Source organism: Massilia sp. Leaf139 (assembly GCF_001424165.1).
Classification (GTDB): domain Bacteria; phylum Pseudomonadota; class Gammaproteobacteria; order Burkholderiales; family Burkholderiaceae_D; genus Telluria.
Map to the genome: position 1 here is coordinate 370,828 of NZ_LMOJ01000001.1, position 16,423 is coordinate 387,250.

General features: G+C 66.6%; 11 protein-coding genes. 8 read left to right on the forward strand and 3 right to left on the reverse strand.

Annotation, left to right across the window (positions count from 1 at the left end; translation table 11 throughout):
* The first annotated feature begins 10 nt into the window (after window positions 1–10).
* The 3 genes from ASF77_RS01675 (at window position 11) to ASF77_RS01685 (ending at window position 4,323) form a co-directional block, all read left to right on the forward strand.
* Entirely contained in the window at window positions 11–1,336 is a 1,326-nt protein-coding gene (locus tag ASF77_RS01675; protein ID WP_229445188.1) for a sensor histidine kinase, read from the forward strand.
* A 25-nt stretch (window positions 1,337–1,361) separates the two neighbouring features.
* Window positions 1,362–3,251 (forward strand): response regulator, encoded by a 1,890-nt coding sequence (locus tag ASF77_RS01680; protein ID WP_056333501.1) that lies wholly within the window; start codon window positions 1,362–1,364, stop codon window positions 3,249–3,251.
* Between the two features lie 115 nt (window positions 3,252–3,366).
* Window positions 3,367–4,323: a hypothetical protein gene (locus ASF77_RS01685; RefSeq protein WP_056333505.1), complete on the forward strand. Its 957-nt coding sequence runs from the start codon at window positions 3,367–3,369 to the stop codon at window positions 4,321–4,323.
* Between the two features lie 451 nt (window positions 4,324–4,774).
* Here ASF77_RS01685 and ASF77_RS01690 read toward each other — a convergent pair whose 3' ends face one another.
* Window positions 4,775–6,193, reverse strand: coding sequence for a pitrilysin family protein (locus ASF77_RS01690; protein WP_056333508.1), 1,419 nt, complete (start codon window positions 6,191–6,193; stop codon window positions 4,775–4,777).
* Between the two features lie 11 nt (window positions 6,194–6,204).
* Window positions 6,205–7,632 carry a pitrilysin family protein gene (locus tag ASF77_RS01695; RefSeq protein ID WP_229445190.1) on the reverse strand — a complete coding sequence of 476 codons (1,428 nt, stop codon included), beginning with the start codon at window positions 7,630–7,632 and terminating at the stop codon, window positions 6,205–6,207.
* Window positions 7,633–8,022: 390 nt separating this feature from the next.
* Between ASF77_RS01695 and ASF77_RS01700 the strand changes: the two genes are divergently transcribed.
* From ASF77_RS01700 to ASF77_RS01710, 3 genes are all read left to right on the forward strand, one after another.
* Window positions 8,023–8,790, forward strand: a complete 768-nt coding sequence (locus ASF77_RS01700; protein ID WP_056333513.1) for a GIN domain-containing protein — start codon at window positions 8,023–8,025, stop codon at window positions 8,788–8,790.
* 63 nt (window positions 8,791–8,853) lie between these two features.
* Window positions 8,854–9,474, forward strand: a complete 621-nt coding sequence (locus ASF77_RS01705) for a tetratricopeptide repeat protein (protein ID WP_056333516.1) — start codon at window positions 8,854–8,856, stop codon at window positions 9,472–9,474.
* Window positions 9,475–9,794: 320 nt separating this feature from the next.
* Window positions 9,795–12,653, forward strand: coding sequence for a pitrilysin family protein (locus tag ASF77_RS01710; protein WP_082493498.1), 2,859 nt, complete (start codon window positions 9,795–9,797; stop codon window positions 12,651–12,653).
* A 196-nt stretch (window positions 12,654–12,849) separates the two neighbouring features.
* On the opposite strand, the gene ASF77_RS01715 is transcribed toward ASF77_RS01710, so the two are convergent.
* The gene (locus tag ASF77_RS01715) at window positions 12,850–14,220 is read right to left on the reverse strand and encodes an SGNH/GDSL hydrolase family protein (protein WP_056333519.1); all 1,371 of its coding nucleotides are present in this window, start codon (window positions 14,218–14,220) and stop codon (window positions 12,850–12,852) included.
* 260 nt (window positions 14,221–14,480) lie between these two features.
* Here ASF77_RS01715 and ASF77_RS01720 point away from each other — a divergent pair, with 260 nt between their 5' ends.
* Together ASF77_RS01720 and tpiA are read left to right on the forward strand one after the other, a co-directional pair.
* A complete protein-coding gene (locus ASF77_RS01720; protein WP_056333520.1) occupies window positions 14,481–15,461 on the forward strand; it encodes an NAD(P)H-quinone oxidoreductase in 981 nt (326 codons plus the stop codon).
* A gap of 148 nt (window positions 15,462–15,609) precedes the next feature.
* Window positions 15,610–16,362, forward strand: coding sequence for a triose-phosphate isomerase (tpiA, locus tag ASF77_RS01725; protein WP_082493499.1), 753 nt, complete (start codon window positions 15,610–15,612; stop codon window positions 16,360–16,362).
* Window positions 16,363–16,423 lie beyond the last annotated feature (61 nt).

Genomic DNA, 16,423 nt, shown 5'->3' on the forward strand with positions numbered 1-16,423 from the left:
GGGGATTGCCGTGAGCCAGCGCATCCTGAACGTCGCCCTCGAGGGCGATACCGATGTCGTGCTGGTGCGCCAGCGTGCGCGCCAGGTGTCGAAGCTGCTCGGTTTCGCCAAGCAGGATCAGGTGCGCATCGCCACGGCGGTCTCGGAAGTGGCGCGCGCGGCCTGCCATGGCGGCTGCAATGCGCGCGCCGTCTTCGTCCTGGCCGACGGCCATGCGCGCCAGCAGCTCGAAGTCACCGTGAGCGCGGGCGGCGTGGAGGCCGCCGGCAGCGAGGCCGCGGCCATCGTGGATCAGGCGCTGGTCACCGCGCACCGCCTGATGGATGGCTGCGTGCGCGACGAGGGCGCCGGATTCGCGGTGCGCATGCGCAAGGCGCTGCCGCCGCAGGCGCCGGTCAGCCCGACCCTGCTGGCGCAGATCGCCACCGAACTGGCGGCCACGCCGGCCTCGAACTCGTACGAGGAAATGCAGCAGCAGAACCGCGAGCTGGTCGAAACCCTGGCCGAACTGCGCGAGCGCCAGGAGGATCTGCTCGAACTGACGCGCGAACTGGAAGACACCAACCGCGGCATCGTCGCCCTGTATGCCGAAATCGAGGACAAGGCCGAGCGCCTGCGCCGCGCCGACGAGATGAAGTCGCGCTTCCTGTCGAATACCAGCCACGAACTGCGCACGCCGCTGTCCTCGATCCGTGCGCTGTCGAAGCTGCTGCTCGACCGCATGGACGGCGAGCTCACGCCCGAGCAGGAGCGCCAGGTCTACCTGATCGAGCGCACGGCCACCGAGATGTCGGAGCTCGTCAACGACCTGCTCGACCTGGCCAAGATCGAGGCCGGGCGGGTGGAGGCGCAGGGTGCGCCGGTCGTGGTGGAAAACCTGTTCCGCGCCCTGAAAGGCATGATGCGCCCGCTGGTGGACGGCGAGCGGGTCGAGCTCGTTTTCGACAACGCCGTCGAGGAAACGTTCGAATCGGACGAGGGCATGCTGTCCCAGATCCTGCGCAATTTCATTTCGAACGCACTGAAATTCACCGAGCAGGGCTCGGTGCGCGTGAGCGCGGAGCGCGACGAGGCCAGCGACACGCTGCGCTTCGCCGTGACCGATACCGGCATCGGCATCGACGCCGAGCACCTGCAGCTGATCTTCGAAGAGTTCACCCAGGTCGAAAATCCGCTGCAGCGGCGCAGCAAGGGCACCGGCCTGGGCCTGCCGCTGTGCCGGCGCCTGGCCGAACTGCTGGGCGGACGCGTCGACGTCACCAGCCGCCCCGGTGTCGGTTCGACCTTCGTGCTGACGCTGCCCCGACACTTGCCCCCTCCGCCGGATAACGCCTGACAAGACCGCCTGACAAGACCGAACCATGACAGCCAATCCCCCCATCATCCTCAACGTCGACGACAACGACGGCGCCCGCTACGCCAAGACCCGTATCCTGCAAAGCGCGGGCTTCCGGGTGCTGGAAGCGGCCAACGGCACCGATGCGCTGGCGATGGTCCGCGAGGACGATCCGGCGCTGGTGCTGCTGGACGTGAAGCTCCCCGACATCAACGGCATCGAGGTCTGCCGCCGCATCAAGGCCGACCCCGACACCAACGGCGTGCTGGTGCTGCAGACCTCGGCCGCGCTGACCGGGCGCGCCGACAAGATCCGCGGCCTGGAAGGCGGCGCCGATAACTACCTGGCCGCGCCGATCGAGGCCGACGAGCTGATCGCCAACGTGAATGCGCTGCTGCGCATGCGCCAGACCCAGGACGCGCTGCGCGAGGGCGAGGAGCGCTTTCGCCAGCTGACCGACAACATCGAGGACGTGTTCTGGATGTTCTCGGTGCCTGACGGCCTGCTGGCCTACGTGAGCCCGGCCTATGCGGCCATCTGGGGCCGCAGCGTCGAGACACTCAAGCGCCAGCACGGCAGCTGGCTCGAGGTCGTGCATCCGGACGACCGCGCGCGCCTGGCCGGGCGCTGGGCCGCGCTGGCGACCCAGCCGCACTATGACGAGGAATTCCGCCTGGTAATGCCCGACGGCGCCATGCGCTGGGTGCGCGACCGCGTGTTCGCGGTCAGGAACGCGCGCGGCGAGGTCTACCGCGTGGCGCGCGTCACCAGCGACATCTCGGCGCGCAAGGAAATGGAAGCGCTGCTGCGCGCGGCCGACGCCAACAAGAACCAGTTCCTGGCCACGCTCGCGCACGAGCTGCGCAATCCTCTAAGCCCGATCCGCAATGCCGCGACGCTCCTCGGCGTGGGCGGCGAAAACGCGGCCGAGCGCCAGGGCCGCGCGCGCGAAGTCATCCTGCGCCAGGTCGATCACCTGGCGCACCTGGTCGACGACCTGCTCGACGTGGCGCGCATCTCGGAAGGCAAGATCGTGCTGCGCCGCGAAGAGGTGAACCTGGGCGCCGTCATCGAACAGGCGCTGGAAACGGCCGGCCCGCTGATCGCGGCGCGCGGCCACAAGCTCGACCTGCACCAGCCCGAGTGCCAGATCTGGGTCGCCGGCGACCCGGTGCGCCTGGCGCAATCGATGGGCAACCTGCTGCACAACGCCGCCAAGTTCACCCCGAAGGGCGGCGAGATCGCATTGACCGTGTCGCTCGACGGCGATCATGTGCACATCGCCGTGGCCGACAACGGCATCGGCATCGCCGAGGACAACCTGCCGCGCATCTTCGGCATGTTCGCGCAGGCGGCGGTGCCGCCGGATCGGGCGCCGGAGGGCCTGGGCATCGGCCTGTCGCTGGTGTCGCGCCTGCTCGAGATGCACGGCGGCCAGCTGCGCGCCGACAGCCCGGGCATCGGCCTGGGCAGCACCTTCACGGTGGAGCTGCCGGTGCTGCGCACGACGGGCGCCGCATGCGCGGTGGACGCGGCAAGCGAAGCGGACAATGCCGGCAGCGGCCTGCGCGTGCTGCTGGTGGACGACAACGTCGACGCCATGGAGATGATGGGCTTCCTGCTGGCCGAGATGGGCCACGAGACCTGGACGACTTCGGACGCCAGCCAGATCGAGGCGCTGGCGCTGCGCCACCGGCCGCAGGTGATCGTGCTCGACATTGGCCTGCCGGGCGCGGACGGCTATCAGCTGGCGCGCATGCTCAAGGCGCACGACCAACTGAAGCACGTCCGCCTGGTGGCGCACACCGGCTACGGCTCTCCCGAAGACCGGCGCCGCGCCCAGGAGGCGGGCTTCGACGCCCACCTGGTCAAGCCGGCCGAGCTGGACGACCTGGAAAAGGCGCTGCGCGGCTGAGCTGCTGGTTTGCGCTGTGCAGCGGGCGCAGCGGTGAACTTCGGGCCGCGCGCCGCCTCTTAGCGTGAGCCGCGGCGTCATCCCGACGCCGGCCGGACGCTACCGAGGAAGCCCCATGCCCCCGCTGTCGCCGCTCGAGACCCCGCTCGTACTTGCCTCCGCCCAGTTGCAGCGCAATACCCCAGCCGCGCTGGCCGGGGCGAAGTCGCCCTTGCGCGAAGCCTCGCTCGAACTCTGGCGCCGCCGCAACACGGCGCTCGACGCCATCTTCTACGACCTGAAAGTCATCGAGCCCGCCGAGGCCGCCGCGCTGGCGCCCTGGCTGGCCTGCGAGGGCGCCTTGCTGATCGTGCCGCCCTCGGGCGCAGGCAGCCTGCGCATGTGCCCGGACATCGAGGACTTCGCGCAGGCCGGCGGCGCGCGTGTGCGCATCCTCGCCGTGGCCGGTGTCGGCAGTTCCGCGCTGGGCACGGCCGCCTATGCCCGCAACGTCGCCGACGCTTTCGGCGAACCGGTGGCGGCGCTGGTGTCGGGCTACGGCCTGGCCGACCTGTTCACTGAGGCGCTGGGCGGCTGGTTCTGGTTCGGCACGCTCAACCGCATGCGCCACGCGTTCGAGCAGCTCGACGACCTCACGCGCGGCACCGTGTTCGACCTCAGTCCCGACATGCCGAACGTCGCCCACGCCAGCCTCGACACACGCACGCTGTGCGCGCTGCTGACGGACGAGCGCTTCCGCTTCGGCCTCCTGACCGGGCATTCGAAGGGCAACCTGGTGATCTCGGAAGCGCTGTACGCGCTGCGCGAAGCCGGGGCCGACGGGCACTTGGGCGGTGTCGGCATCGTCACCGTCTCCGCCGCGATCGCCATGCCGCCGCGCTACCGCTGGATCGTCGACGTGATGGGGGAGGCAGACTGGTTCGGTGCGATGAATTCGAATCCAGCGATCGAGGTCGAGGTGCGGCCGAAGAATGCGTGGCACCACACGAATACGGAGCTGGCGTACCACTTGCCGGTGCGCGAGGTAATGAGTGCGCTCCGGCGCGAGCGGGGGAGTGCGCTCTTGCAGTGAGGCGCCGCGGTTTTGCGAACGCCGTAACGCGGGCATGCCCGCCCTACGGTGCACCACCGTTGCCGGTCGTTTCACGTAGGGCGGGCATGCCCGCGTTTTGTGTCGATGCCCACCCGGCCGCCAAAATAATGCCTGCACGCGGTGGCCGTTCGAACGCGCCCGTAGGCCCGTGGACATGCCGGTGAACCCGGTTCATCACCGTTACCGGTCGTTTCACGTAGGGCGGGCATGCCCGCGTTTTGTGTCGATGCCCACCCGGCCGCCAAAATAATGCCTGCACGCGGTGGCCGTTCGAGCGCGCCCGTAGGCCCGTGGACATGCCGGTGAACCCGGTTCGTCACCGTTACCGGTCGTTGCACGTAGGGCGGGCATGCCCGCGTTTCGTGTCCGTGCATACCCGGCCGCAAAAAAAATGCCCGCACTTGGCGGGCATCGATCCGGACAATGCGTCTTACTTCTCGCGCACCGTGAACTCGCCGAAGGGCTTCAACTGCTCGGCCACCGCCGCCGGGTCGCCGACCACGACGATCGACTGCGCCTCCGGTGCGAAATACTTCTTCGACACGTCGCGCACCTGCTGCGGCGTCACCTTCTGGATCAGCGGCACGTACTGGCCGAGGAACTCGGGCGGCAGGCCGATCAGCCAGTTCTGCGCCAGCGTGCTCGCCACGGCGCCCTGCAGCTGGTTGCTGATCAGGTAGCCGCCGGCGACATAACGCTTGTTCATCGTCATTTCGTCCGCGGGCACCAGTTCGCTGCCGATGCGCTTGTACTCGTTCATGTATTCAGTCAGCGCCGCGCCCGTGACTTCGTTGCGCACGTCGGCGCCGCCGACGATGGCGCCGCCGACGCGGTTCATGCGCGCACCGGCCGAAGCGCCGTAGGTATAGCCCTTCTGCTCGCGCAGGTTGATGTTGACGCGGCTGGAGAAGCCGCCGCCGAGGATGGTGCTGGCCAGGCGCAGCGGCACCTGTTCGTCGGCGCTGGCCTGGATGCCGGGGCCGCCGACGCGGATGGTCGACTGCACGCTGCCGCCGCGCTGGAGCAGGATGCGCGCGGGCTTGGCCGCGCGCGGCGCCGGCGCCGTGTCGGCCAGCGCCGGGCCTGCGGCCTTCCAGTCGCCGAACGCGGCCTGGGCCAGCTTCATCGCCTCGGCCTCGCCGATGCGGCCGGTGATCACCAGCAGGGCGCGATCGGGACGGAAGCGCTTGGCGTGTTCGAGGCGCAGCAGTTCCTGGGTAGTGGTGGTGATCGAGGCCTCGGTCGGCTGGGTGTAGCCGTACGGGTGCTCGCCGTACACGGCCTGGTTGATCGCGCGTTCGGCGCGGAAGCGCGGGGTGGCTTCGGCCGCGCGCAGGGCCTGCAGCGCGTTGGCCTTGGCCAGCTCGACTTCCTTGGCCGGGAAGTTCGGCGTGCGCGCCACTTCGGCCAGCAGCGACATCATGTTCCCGGCCTGCGAAGCCACCGCATTGGCCTGGACGAAGATGCCGTCCGAGGCCGCGCCGGCGGCGACCGATCCGCCCATGCCCTGGGCCGCTTCGGCGATCGCGCGCGAGTCGCGCTTGGCGCTGCCTTCGTTGACCATCGAGGCCAGCAGGCTGGCGAAGCCGGGATGCGCCTTGTCGTCGGCCGCATAGCCGGCGCCGCGCACGGCCAGCACGTAGTCCACGCGCGGCAGGCCCTGGCGCGGCACGACCCAGACGATCATGCCGTTGGAGAGGGTCTTCTTGACGATCTTCGGCGTCGGGATCGGCTTGTCCTTGCCGTAGGGCGGCATGGCGTTGGCCTTGGCGGCGGCGGGTGCGTCGGCAGCGAACGCATGTGGGGCGAAGGCCAGCGAGACGGCCAGTGTCAGCATCAGTGCTTTCATCGATGCGCTCCTTACTTCTGTGCGCCGGCAGCCGGCTTGGTTTGTGCGCCGACAGCCGGCGCAGATTGGGCACCGGCAGCCGCGGTCTTGGCGACGGGCTTGCGGTCGATGACGGTGCGGTTGTTCTTGACCAGGTAGATCGAGGCGGCGCGCTGGATGTCCTTCGAGCTCACGCCTTCGATCCAGCCGGGGATCTTGTTGACGACGTTCGCGTCGCCCCACAGGGTCTGCAGGCGCGCCAGGGTGTCGGCGCGGCTGATGAAGCTTTCCAGGCCGTTGTTCCAGTCCGCCAGCATGCGCGTCTTGACGCGCTTGAGGGTCGCGTCGTCGACGCCGTTCGTGACGATCCTGGCGATCTCCTCGTCCATCGCGTTGAGGATGGTGTCGGCGTTCGTCGTCGGCTTGTACATCGCGTAGACGGTGAACAGGGTGGGGCCGTCGAATTCCCACGGGCTGGTGAGACCGAACAGGACGTCGGTGTTCAGCGCCAGTTCGCGGCCCTTGACCAGGCCCTGGTACAGGACGGAGGCGTCGCCGCCGGCCAGCAGTTCGCCCAGCACGGCCATCGGCGCCTGGTCAGGGCTGCCGCGCTCCGGCATCTTCCAGGCGGCGGCCAGCGCCGGCACCTGGGCCAGGGCGTCGCTCTGCTCGATGCGCTTTTCGACCTTATTCAGCGGTTCGGAGAAGTCGCCGCCTTTCGGCACCGGCCGCGCCGGAATGCCGCCGAAGTATTTCTGGGCCAGCGCGAAGCCTTGCGCCGGGGTGACGTCGCCGGCGATCGCCAGCACCGCGTTGTTCGGGCCGTAGTAGTCGCGGTGGAAGGCGCGCACGTCTTCCAGGCTGGCGTTCTCCAGGTCTTCGAAGCTGCCGTAGCCATCGTGGTTGTTCTCCCACTTCTGGAAGGCGTGCTGGCCGATGTCGATCCACATGAAGCCGCCGTAAGGCTGGTTCTTCACGTTGACGCGGATTTCTTCCTTGACCACGTCCTGCTGGTTCTTCAGCGTTTCCTTGTTGAAGTCGAGTGTCTTCATGCGGTCGGCTTCCAGCCACAGGATCGGTTCGAGCGAGGAGGCCGGCGCCGTTTCGATGTAGTTGGTGAAGTCGGCGCGGGTCGAGCCGTTGTTGCGGCCGCCGCCGCCGGTGATGGTCTTGTCGAAGACGCCCTTCGGCGCGTTCGGCGTGCCCTGGAACATCAGGTGCTCGAACAGGTGGGCGAAGCCGGTGCGGTTCTTCGGCTCGAGGCGCATGCCGACGTGGTAGACGACGGAGACGCCGACGGTGGGCGAGCTGTGGTCTTCGGTGACGATGACCGTCAGGCCGTTGTCGAGTTTTCTGGTGTGGACCGGCAGATCCCACTTGTCGCCCGTCGCCGCTGCGGGAGCGGCAAGGACGGAGAACGACAAGCCGAGCCCGGCCAGCAGGACGGGAAGTTGGCGCATGCGCATTGATGACCTCGAATAGATGGCTGAGTCGAATGAAAATCCACCGCGCGGGCACGTGCGGGGAGCATTCAATCTTAGCGCAAGGACATGCAATTCATTAATTTTTTTATATATGCATGCCGGCCCTGTGCCGGACGAACACGACGCCGATTTGTCGTCCTGTCCCCGGAATCGGCAGTCTGTCGCAATCCGGGCTGCTCTGCATGAGGCGCTTGCTATAGTGATCTCATTGGCAAACTGTACAAAAATTGTCGGGTAATCACGGTTTTGCTGGAAACCGGCAAGGCTTGCTGGTAGGGTGGCGCGCGACGCAGTCTGTATTGACAGGATGTTGAAAAGACTCGGCAGGGCCACGAACAAGAACATGCAACGGAAGCGGAGAAGCACATGACCAAATTTTTCAAGCTCGGCCTGGCGGCCCTCGGACTGCTGGCGCTGGTGCGCATGGCATCGGCCGCGCCGGAGACCACTACTGAAACCCGCCCGCTGGACGCGCGCGTGGTGCGCATCAAGATCGATGGCGTGGTCGACCTGCGGGTGCGCCAGGGCAATCCAGCCACGCTGGTGCTCACCGGCGACCCGCGCTGGATCGCGCAGATGACGACGCTGCAAAGCGGCGACACGGTCGTGATCGGCACCGAAGCGCGCGAAACGCGCATGAACCGCAGGAATGGCGTGCGCGCCGAGATCGTGATGCCGAACCTGCGCGAAGTGAGTTCGGAGAGCGTCGGCATGACCGAAATCACGGGTTTCCGCGGCGAGGAGCTGGAACTCTCGCTCGACGGCGCCGGCTCGATGAACGTGAACGCGGACTTCCGCCTGATTTCCGCCAGCCTGGGCGGCGTGGGCAGCATGCGGCTGGCCGGCATGAACAGCGAACGCATCACGCTCGACCTGCAGGGCGCCGGCTACGTGACCCTGGTCGGGCGCAGCAAGATGCTGAAAGCGGAACTGGGCGGTCTGGGTGGACTCGATGCGCAGCAGTTCGCGGCCGACAGCGTGACGCTGGAGCTGTCGGGCCTGGGCAACGCCACGGTCACGGCGCACCAGAGCGCGAACCTGAACCTGTCGGGCATGGGTTCGGTCACAGTCTACGGCAAGCCGCTCAATCGCCGGGTGAGCGTCGACGGACTGGGCAAGGTCAGCTGGAAGTAATCGATTGCGTGTCTAAAAAATGGCAGTAAAGGTAGGCGAAAGACCGATCTACGCACAGAGACAATGAAAAAATTCACAGTAGCGATCCTGCTGGCGCTGGGGCTGAGTTTCGGCTTGGCCGGCACGGCGCAGGCGGGCTTCCCCGAGGGAGCCAGCGCCTACAACGCGCGCAATTACGCGCAGGCGATGAAGGAAATCGCGCCTTTGGCGCGCGCCGGCCACGCCGATGCCCAGCACTTGCTGGGCTTGATGTATTACATGGGCCGCGGCGTCGCGCGCGATTACAAGCAGGCGTTCCAATGGCACCTGAAGGCAGCGCAGCAGGGCAAGTCCGACGCCCAGTACGTCGTGGGCGCCATGTACTACACCGGCAACGCCGTGCCGCAAGACCAGAAGCATGCCGTCACCTGGTTCCGCAAGGCGGCCGAGCAGGGCCACGGCGAAGCCCAGCACGCGCTCGGGCTGATGTACCGCTATCACGTGGCCGGCGTGCCGGGCGACCCGGTGATCGCCTACATGCTGTGGAACCTGGCCGCGGCCGGCGGCAACCACAATGCGGTGGGCCAGCGCGCGGCCATCGCCAAGACCATGACGCAGGAGCAGATCGAGGAGGCGCAGGCCTTGTCGCGCACCTGGAAGGTGGGGACGCCGCTACCGTCGCAGTCGAAGACGGGTGGAGGCTGATCCCGCACTGGTTACTCTGGACAGTAGGGTGGGCGGCGCATACGTCGCCAGTGCGCCGGGCGAAGGGTCAAGCCGCGCACCCTACGAGCGTGTGAAAAAATCGCCATGGCTGCGTTGCATCGTCTCGCCGTACCTTTGTACTGTCTTCGACGATGCGCCTTGCCCTGACGATTTTTTCACACGCTCTACGGGTCTGTGCCTCGCGCCCACACGGTCATGAACACGTTGTAGCAATCAGGAAATTGCAATAGTATCCAGAACCTTGGGCGTGCCGGCCGACCGCGCGCCGACCGTTCGTATTCTTGTGAGGAATTGATTGCATGAAGATTGTTAGCCCGACCCTCCTGCTGGCCGCCTGCGTGGCGTCCACCTTCGCGGGAACCGCAGCGGCGCCGGCCCACGCCGCTGCCGTACAGAAAGCAGCCGCGAAAGCCGCCGCACCCGCGCTGAAGGTGGACTTCCAGAAGTTCACGCTGCCCAACGGCCTGGAGGTGATCTTCCACATCGATCGTTCCGATCCGGTGGTCGCCGTCAACCTGACGGCCCACGTCGGCTCGAGCCGCGAGAAGGTGGGGCGCACGGGCTTCGCCCACCTGTTCGAACACCTGCTGTTCCTGGAATCGGAAAACCTCGGCAAGGGCGGGCTCGACAAGATGACGGCGCGCATCGGCGGCTCCGGCGCCAACGGCTCGACCTCGCAGGACCGCACCAACTACCTGCAGACGGTGCCGAAGGACGCGCTGGAAAAGATGATCTGGGCCGAAGCGGACAAGCTCGGCTGGTTCATCAACACCGTGACCGATCCGGTGCTGGCCAAGGAAAAGCAGGTCGTCAAGAACGAAAAACGCCAGGGCGTCGACAACGCGCCTTACGGACACACCCGCTACGTCATCAACAAGGCCCTGTACCCGGCCGACCATCCGTACAACTGGCAGGTGATCGGCTCGCTCGACGACCTGCAGAACGCGACCCTGGACGACGTCAAGGAATTCTTCCGCCTCTGGTACGTGCCGAACAACGTGACCCTGGTACTGGCCGGCGACTTCGATCCCGTCCAGGCGCGCAAATGGGTCGAGAAGTATTTTTCCGAGATCAAGCGCGGCGAGGCGGTGAAGCCGATGGTCAAGCGTCCGGGCGTCGTCAAGCAGACCGTGAAGCTGGCGCACGAGGACAACTTCGCCAAGCTGCCGGAACTGACCATGGCCTGGCCGACCGTCGAAGACCTGCATCCGGATTCGTACGCGCTGGAGGTGCTGGCCGAATACCTGTCGCAGACCAAGCGCGCACCCTTCTACCAGGTGCTGGTGGAAGACGCCAAACTCGCGCCGAACGTCCAGATCGGCAACCAGGCCTCGGAACTGGCGGGCCAGTTCATGCTGCGCATCCGCGCCTTCGAAAATAAACCCCTCGACCAGGTGGCGGGCGCGGTCGACCAGGCCTTCGCCAAGTTCGAGAAAGAGGGCATCGCCGAGAAAGACCTGAACCGCATCAAGGCTGGCCTGGAAACCCGTTTCTACAACTCGGTGTCGAGCGTGCTCGGCAAGTCGGCGCTGCTGGCCGAGTACAACTACCTGACCGGCAATCCGGGCTATGTGAGCGAAGGCGTCAGAAAGACCCTGGCCGTGACGGGCGCCGACGTGCGCCGCGTGTACGACACCTACATCAAGGGCAAGCCTTTCGTGGCCACCAGCTTCGTCCCGAAAGGCAAGCTGGCGCTGGCGCTGACGGGCTCCAGCAAGGCCGAGGTCGTCGAAGAGAAAGTGGTGCAGGGCGCCGAGAACGCGGTCGATCCGAGCGCGAACGCGGAGTACGCCAAGACCCCGTCCAGCTTCGACCGCAGCAAGGAGCCGCCCTACGGCGAGACGCCTGCCGTGAAGGTGCCGGCCGTGTGGAACACGACGCTCGCCAACGGCATGCGCGTGGCCGGCATCGAGAACCGCGAAGTGCCGCTGGTGCAGTTCGACATCGCCATCGACGGCGGCCTGCTGCTCGATAAACTCGACAAGGTCGGCGTGGCCAACCTGATGGCGCGCCTGATGACCCAGGGCACCGCGACCAAGACCCCGCAGGAACTGGAAGAGGCGATCCTGCAGCTGGGCGCGACGATCAACGTGACTGCCCGTACCGAGGACGTGCGCATCAGCGTCACGACCCTGGCGCGCAACTACGCCGCGACCCTGGATCTGGTGCAAGAGATCCTGCTGCAGCCGCGCTGGGACGAAAAAGAATTCGCCCTCATCAAGCAAAGCGTGCTGAGCCAGATCCGCCAGCAGGAAGCCGATCCGAATGCCCTGGCCAGCATCAATTTCGCCAAGCTGGTCTATGCGAAGGACGATCTCCGCTCGCGCAACATCCTGGGCACCGCCGAGACCGTGAACGCGATCACCATCGACGACCTGAAGGCCTATTACGCCGCCAACCTGACCCCGTCGAACGCGCGCATGCATGTGGTCGGCGCCTTGCCGAAGGCGACCGTCACGCGTTCGCTCGCGAAGCTGGAGCGCGCCTGGAAGGCCAAGCCGGTCGCGCTGCCGGCGCCATCGAAGGTGGCGAGCGGCGCGCCGGCCAAGGTCTATTTCGTCGACGTGCCGGATGCCAAGCAGTCGGTGCTGCACGTGGGCTACCGCGCGCTGGCCGTGACCGATCCCGACTACTACCCGGCGACCGTGATGAACTACATCCTGGGCGGCGGTGGCTTCGCTTCGCGCCTGACCCAGCAACTGCGTGAAGGCAAGGGCTACACCTACGGCATCAATTCGAGCTTCTCGGGCACCGGGAGCGCCGGGCCCTTCATCATCGCCAGCGGCGTGCGCAGCAACGTGACTTTGGAATCGGCGCAGCTGGTGAAGGAGATCCTGCAGACCTACCCAAGCACCTATTCGGCAGCCGACCTCGAGACGACCCGCAACTTCCTCGTCAAGAGCAACGCCCGCGCCTTCGAGACGGCCGCGGCCAAGCTGGGGATGCTGGACAACATCAGCAAGTACGGCTGGCGCCCGGACTACGTGAAGGAGCGCGAGCAGATCGTCAAGGCGATGACCCTGCCGCGCATCCATGCGCTGTCGGAGAAATACCTGGATCCGTCGAAGATGGTGTGGCTGGTGGTGGGCGATGCGAAGACCCAGCTGCCGCGGATGAAGGCGCTGGGGCTTGATGAGCCGGTGTTGATCAGCAAATAATCGCCCGGCGATTTGTAATACGTAGCGGCGAGATCATCGGGCACGATGACGGAGCCGGTACGTATCACGCATGGGCTCGGGGAGCCCACCCTACGTTACGCCACCGTTCCATGAACTTGCTACGGATGGTGGTGCACCGTAGGGTGGGCTCAACGAGCCCACGCGTACCTGCGGTCGAATACCGTACCGTCTCAAGCTATTGCACCACGCTTTCCCCCTTCTGCTTCAGCGGCTTCACCGCCGCCGCCCCCAAGGACCTGAACAAACCCAGCGGCACCGCATTGCCCATCGCCTGATACCCCAAATCGTTCGGATGCAGATGGTCCCCGCTGTCGTAGGCCGGCAGGAAGCGCGTCGGGTGCGCCGGGTCGCGCGTGGCGAGGTCGAAGTCGATCACGCCGTCGAACTCGTCGCTCGACCGGATCCAGTTGTTTACGGCCTGGCGCACGACTTCCTTCTCGGGCGAGTAATAGCCCGCGCCTTCGAAGGGCGTCAGGGTCGCGCCGAACACGGCGATGCCCTTGGCGTGGGCGCGCGCGATCACCTGGCGGTAGCCGGCAATCAGGTCGGCCGCCGGGATTGGACTGGTGGCCGGGCTGTTGCCGATGTCGTTAATCCCGATCATCAGCGTCATGTAGCGCACGCCCGCGGTGGCCAGGACGTCGCGGTCGAAGCGTTCGAGGATGCTGCGCCCACCCAGCAGGTTCACCGGATTGCTCAGCAGGCGGTTGGCGCTGATGCCGCGATTCACCAAACCCAGGCGGCCGTTGATGCCCAGCACAGGATCGCGCACGGTCTGCAGGCGCCGCGCCAGCCAGTCGGGCCAGCGATTGTTGGTGTCGGGCGTGCTGCGCGTGCCGTCGGTGATCGAGTCGCCCAGGGTCACGATCGCGGCGCCGGCGCCGTCCACGTCCACTTCGGTAAGGAAGGGCCAGGAGGTGACCGTGCGCTGCACGGGCAGGGTGGCAGCGGCCGTGAAGTCGCCCGGCAGCGAGATGTAGTTGGTTTGCGAGCCGACGTTGTGGATCGTGTTGGCCTCGACCGTCCCCGGCAAATACAGGCTGATGGCCAGATCCGACAGGGCCGGCACGTTCAGTTCGACGGGATCCGACAGGATAGGCGCGCCGGGCGGGACCGTGATCGCCGTGTTGCCGCCGAAGGTGAGGGCGAGGTCGGTGCCGGGGGCGACGTCGGAACCGCCGGCGCGCAGGCCGATGCGGGCCGCGCCGATGCGCAGCGGCGTCGTGCCGAACTCGTTCGACAGGCGGATGCGCACGCGGTTGCCGCCGATGCTGGTATGGACGATCAGGCGCAGGGTCTGGTCGGTGAAGGTCTGCAGATTGGCTGCTGGCGGCGGGCCGGAGGGCGCCGCGCCCCAGGTACCCGTCCAGCGCTCGGTATGCCAGTCCTGGGCGCCGGCGTACTGTCCGGGCAGGGCGAGCGCGACCGCGAGCGCGGCGCCGCCGAGCAGCAGGCCGCGGCGCGGTCGGCTTTCCAACGTGGGACGGGAAAACAGCGCCGCCGTGCGGCGGACAAGGTCGGACAGGGCGGACGATGTCGGATGCATGATCGTGCTCCTCGAAAATTGGTAGGGACGGCTCGACTGGCTGAGCTCGCGTCCTCCAATCTATGCGGCAGGGATAAGCCGGACAAGGAGGCGACGGACGAGATCGTTGTGCTAGCTCTAAAGTTCCCCTAAAAGCTCATGCATTAAAGAATTTGTTTGCGTTTGAGCATATAAATAGAACATATATTCTCCTTCCGGCAACAGAAACGGGAATGCCTGCGCTGACGTACAATTGTTGTTTTCTCAAGGGAGACCGAACCATGCGCGCCATCGAAATCACCCAGCCGGGCAAACCCGAGGTCTTGCAGCCTTGCGAGCGGCCGATGCCGGAACTGAAGGCCGGCGAAGTCCTGATCCGGGTGCACGCGGCGGGCATCAATCGGCCCGACGTGCTGCAACGCCTGGGGCACTATCCGGTGCCGCCGGGCGCCTCCGACCTGCCGGGGCTGGAAGTGGCGGGCGAGATCGTCGACGGCGACCTGGAGGGCAGCGGCTTCGTCAGGGGCGACATGGTCTGCGCGCTGGTGCAGGGCGGCGGCTATGCCGAATACTGCGCCGCACCCCTGGCGCAATGCCTGCCGGTGCCGCAAGGCCTGTCGATGGCGGAAGCGGCTTCGCTGCCGGAAACCTTCTTCACGGTCTGGACGAACGTCTTCGACCGCGCGCAGTTGGCGCAGGGCGAGACGCTGCTGGTGCAGGGCGGCACCTCGGGCATCGGCGTGACCGCCATCCAGCTCGCCACGGCCCTCGGCCACCGCGTGTTCGCCACCGCCGGCAGCGACGAGAAGTGCCGCGCCTGCGAAGAACTCGGCGCCGAGCGCGGGATCAACTACCGCAGCGAGGATTTCGTGGCGGTGGTGAAGGAGCTCACGGGCGGGAAGGGCGTCGACGTGGTGCTCGACATGGTGGCCGGCGACTACGTCGCGCGCGAGATCGACTGCCTGGCCGATGACGGCCGCATCGCCCTGATCGCGCTGCTGGGCGGGGCCAAGGCGAATGTGGATCTGGGCCAGGTACTGCGCCGGCGCCTGAGCATCAGCGGCTCGACCCTGCGGCCGCGGCCGGTCGCCTTCAAGGGCGCGATCGCGCAAAAGCTGCGCGAGCGGGTGTGGCCGCTGCTCGAAACCGGCAAGGTCAAGCCGGTGATCTACAAAACCTTCCCGCTGGAAGAGGCGGCCGCGGCGCATGCGCTGATGGAGTCGAGCACGCATGTGGGGAAGATCGTGTTGCAGGTGGTGTGAGGCGCGCGGCTGCGCAGCGGCTGTTCGCCGGATCAATCGTGGCGCCGGTTCAAATCCATTGACGTCTTTTCAATACGCCGGCTCAGCCATTGTTTGACCGTCCCAGTAACGGCAGCTAGAATAGCGGGTTATTTGACTGTGGGGTAATATGCGTCCCAAACTCGTTGTAGGCAACTGGAAGATGAATGGCAGCCGCGCGAACAACGCGACGCTGCTGGCTGGTATTGTCGAGGGTCTCGGCCAGGGCAACGGCAAGGCGAGTGCAGCCGTATGTGTGCCGGCACCCTATCTGCATCAATGCGCCGATGCGCTCGCCGGCGCCCCGCTGGCCTGGGGCGCGCAGGATGTGTCTGTGCATGCGAGCGGCGCCTACACGGGCGAAGTCGCGGCGGCGATGCTGGCCGATTTCGGCTGCCGCTATGTGATCGTCGGCCACTCCGAACGCCGCGCCTACCATGGCGAGAGCGACGAATTGGTGGCGCAAAAGGCGCTGGCGGCATTGAACGCCGGCCTGACCCCGATCGTCTGCGTGGGCGAAACGCTCGCGCAGCGCGAGGCGGAACAAACGAATGCCGTCGTCGGCAAGCAGATGGCCGCCGTGCTGGAACTGCTTGACGAAGGCATGGTGGAGCGTATCGTGGTCGCCTATGAGCCGGTCTGGGCGATCGGTACTGGCAAGACGGCCACGCCGGCCATGGCCCAGGAAGTGCACGCGCAACTGCGCAGCCAGCTGCGCGCGCGCAGCGCAGCGGCAGCCGACAAGGTCGCGATCCTGTACGGCGGCAGCATGAAGCCGGACAACGCGGTCGAACTGCTGGCCCAGGCCGACATCGACGGCGGCCTGATCGGGGGCGCGGCGCTCAAGGCGGCCGACTTCCTGGCGATCATACAGGCGGCGTAAGGCGGTCGCCTGACTGGCGGCGGCGATTTCAGAATTCGTAATTTGCAACGTAGTTAAACTT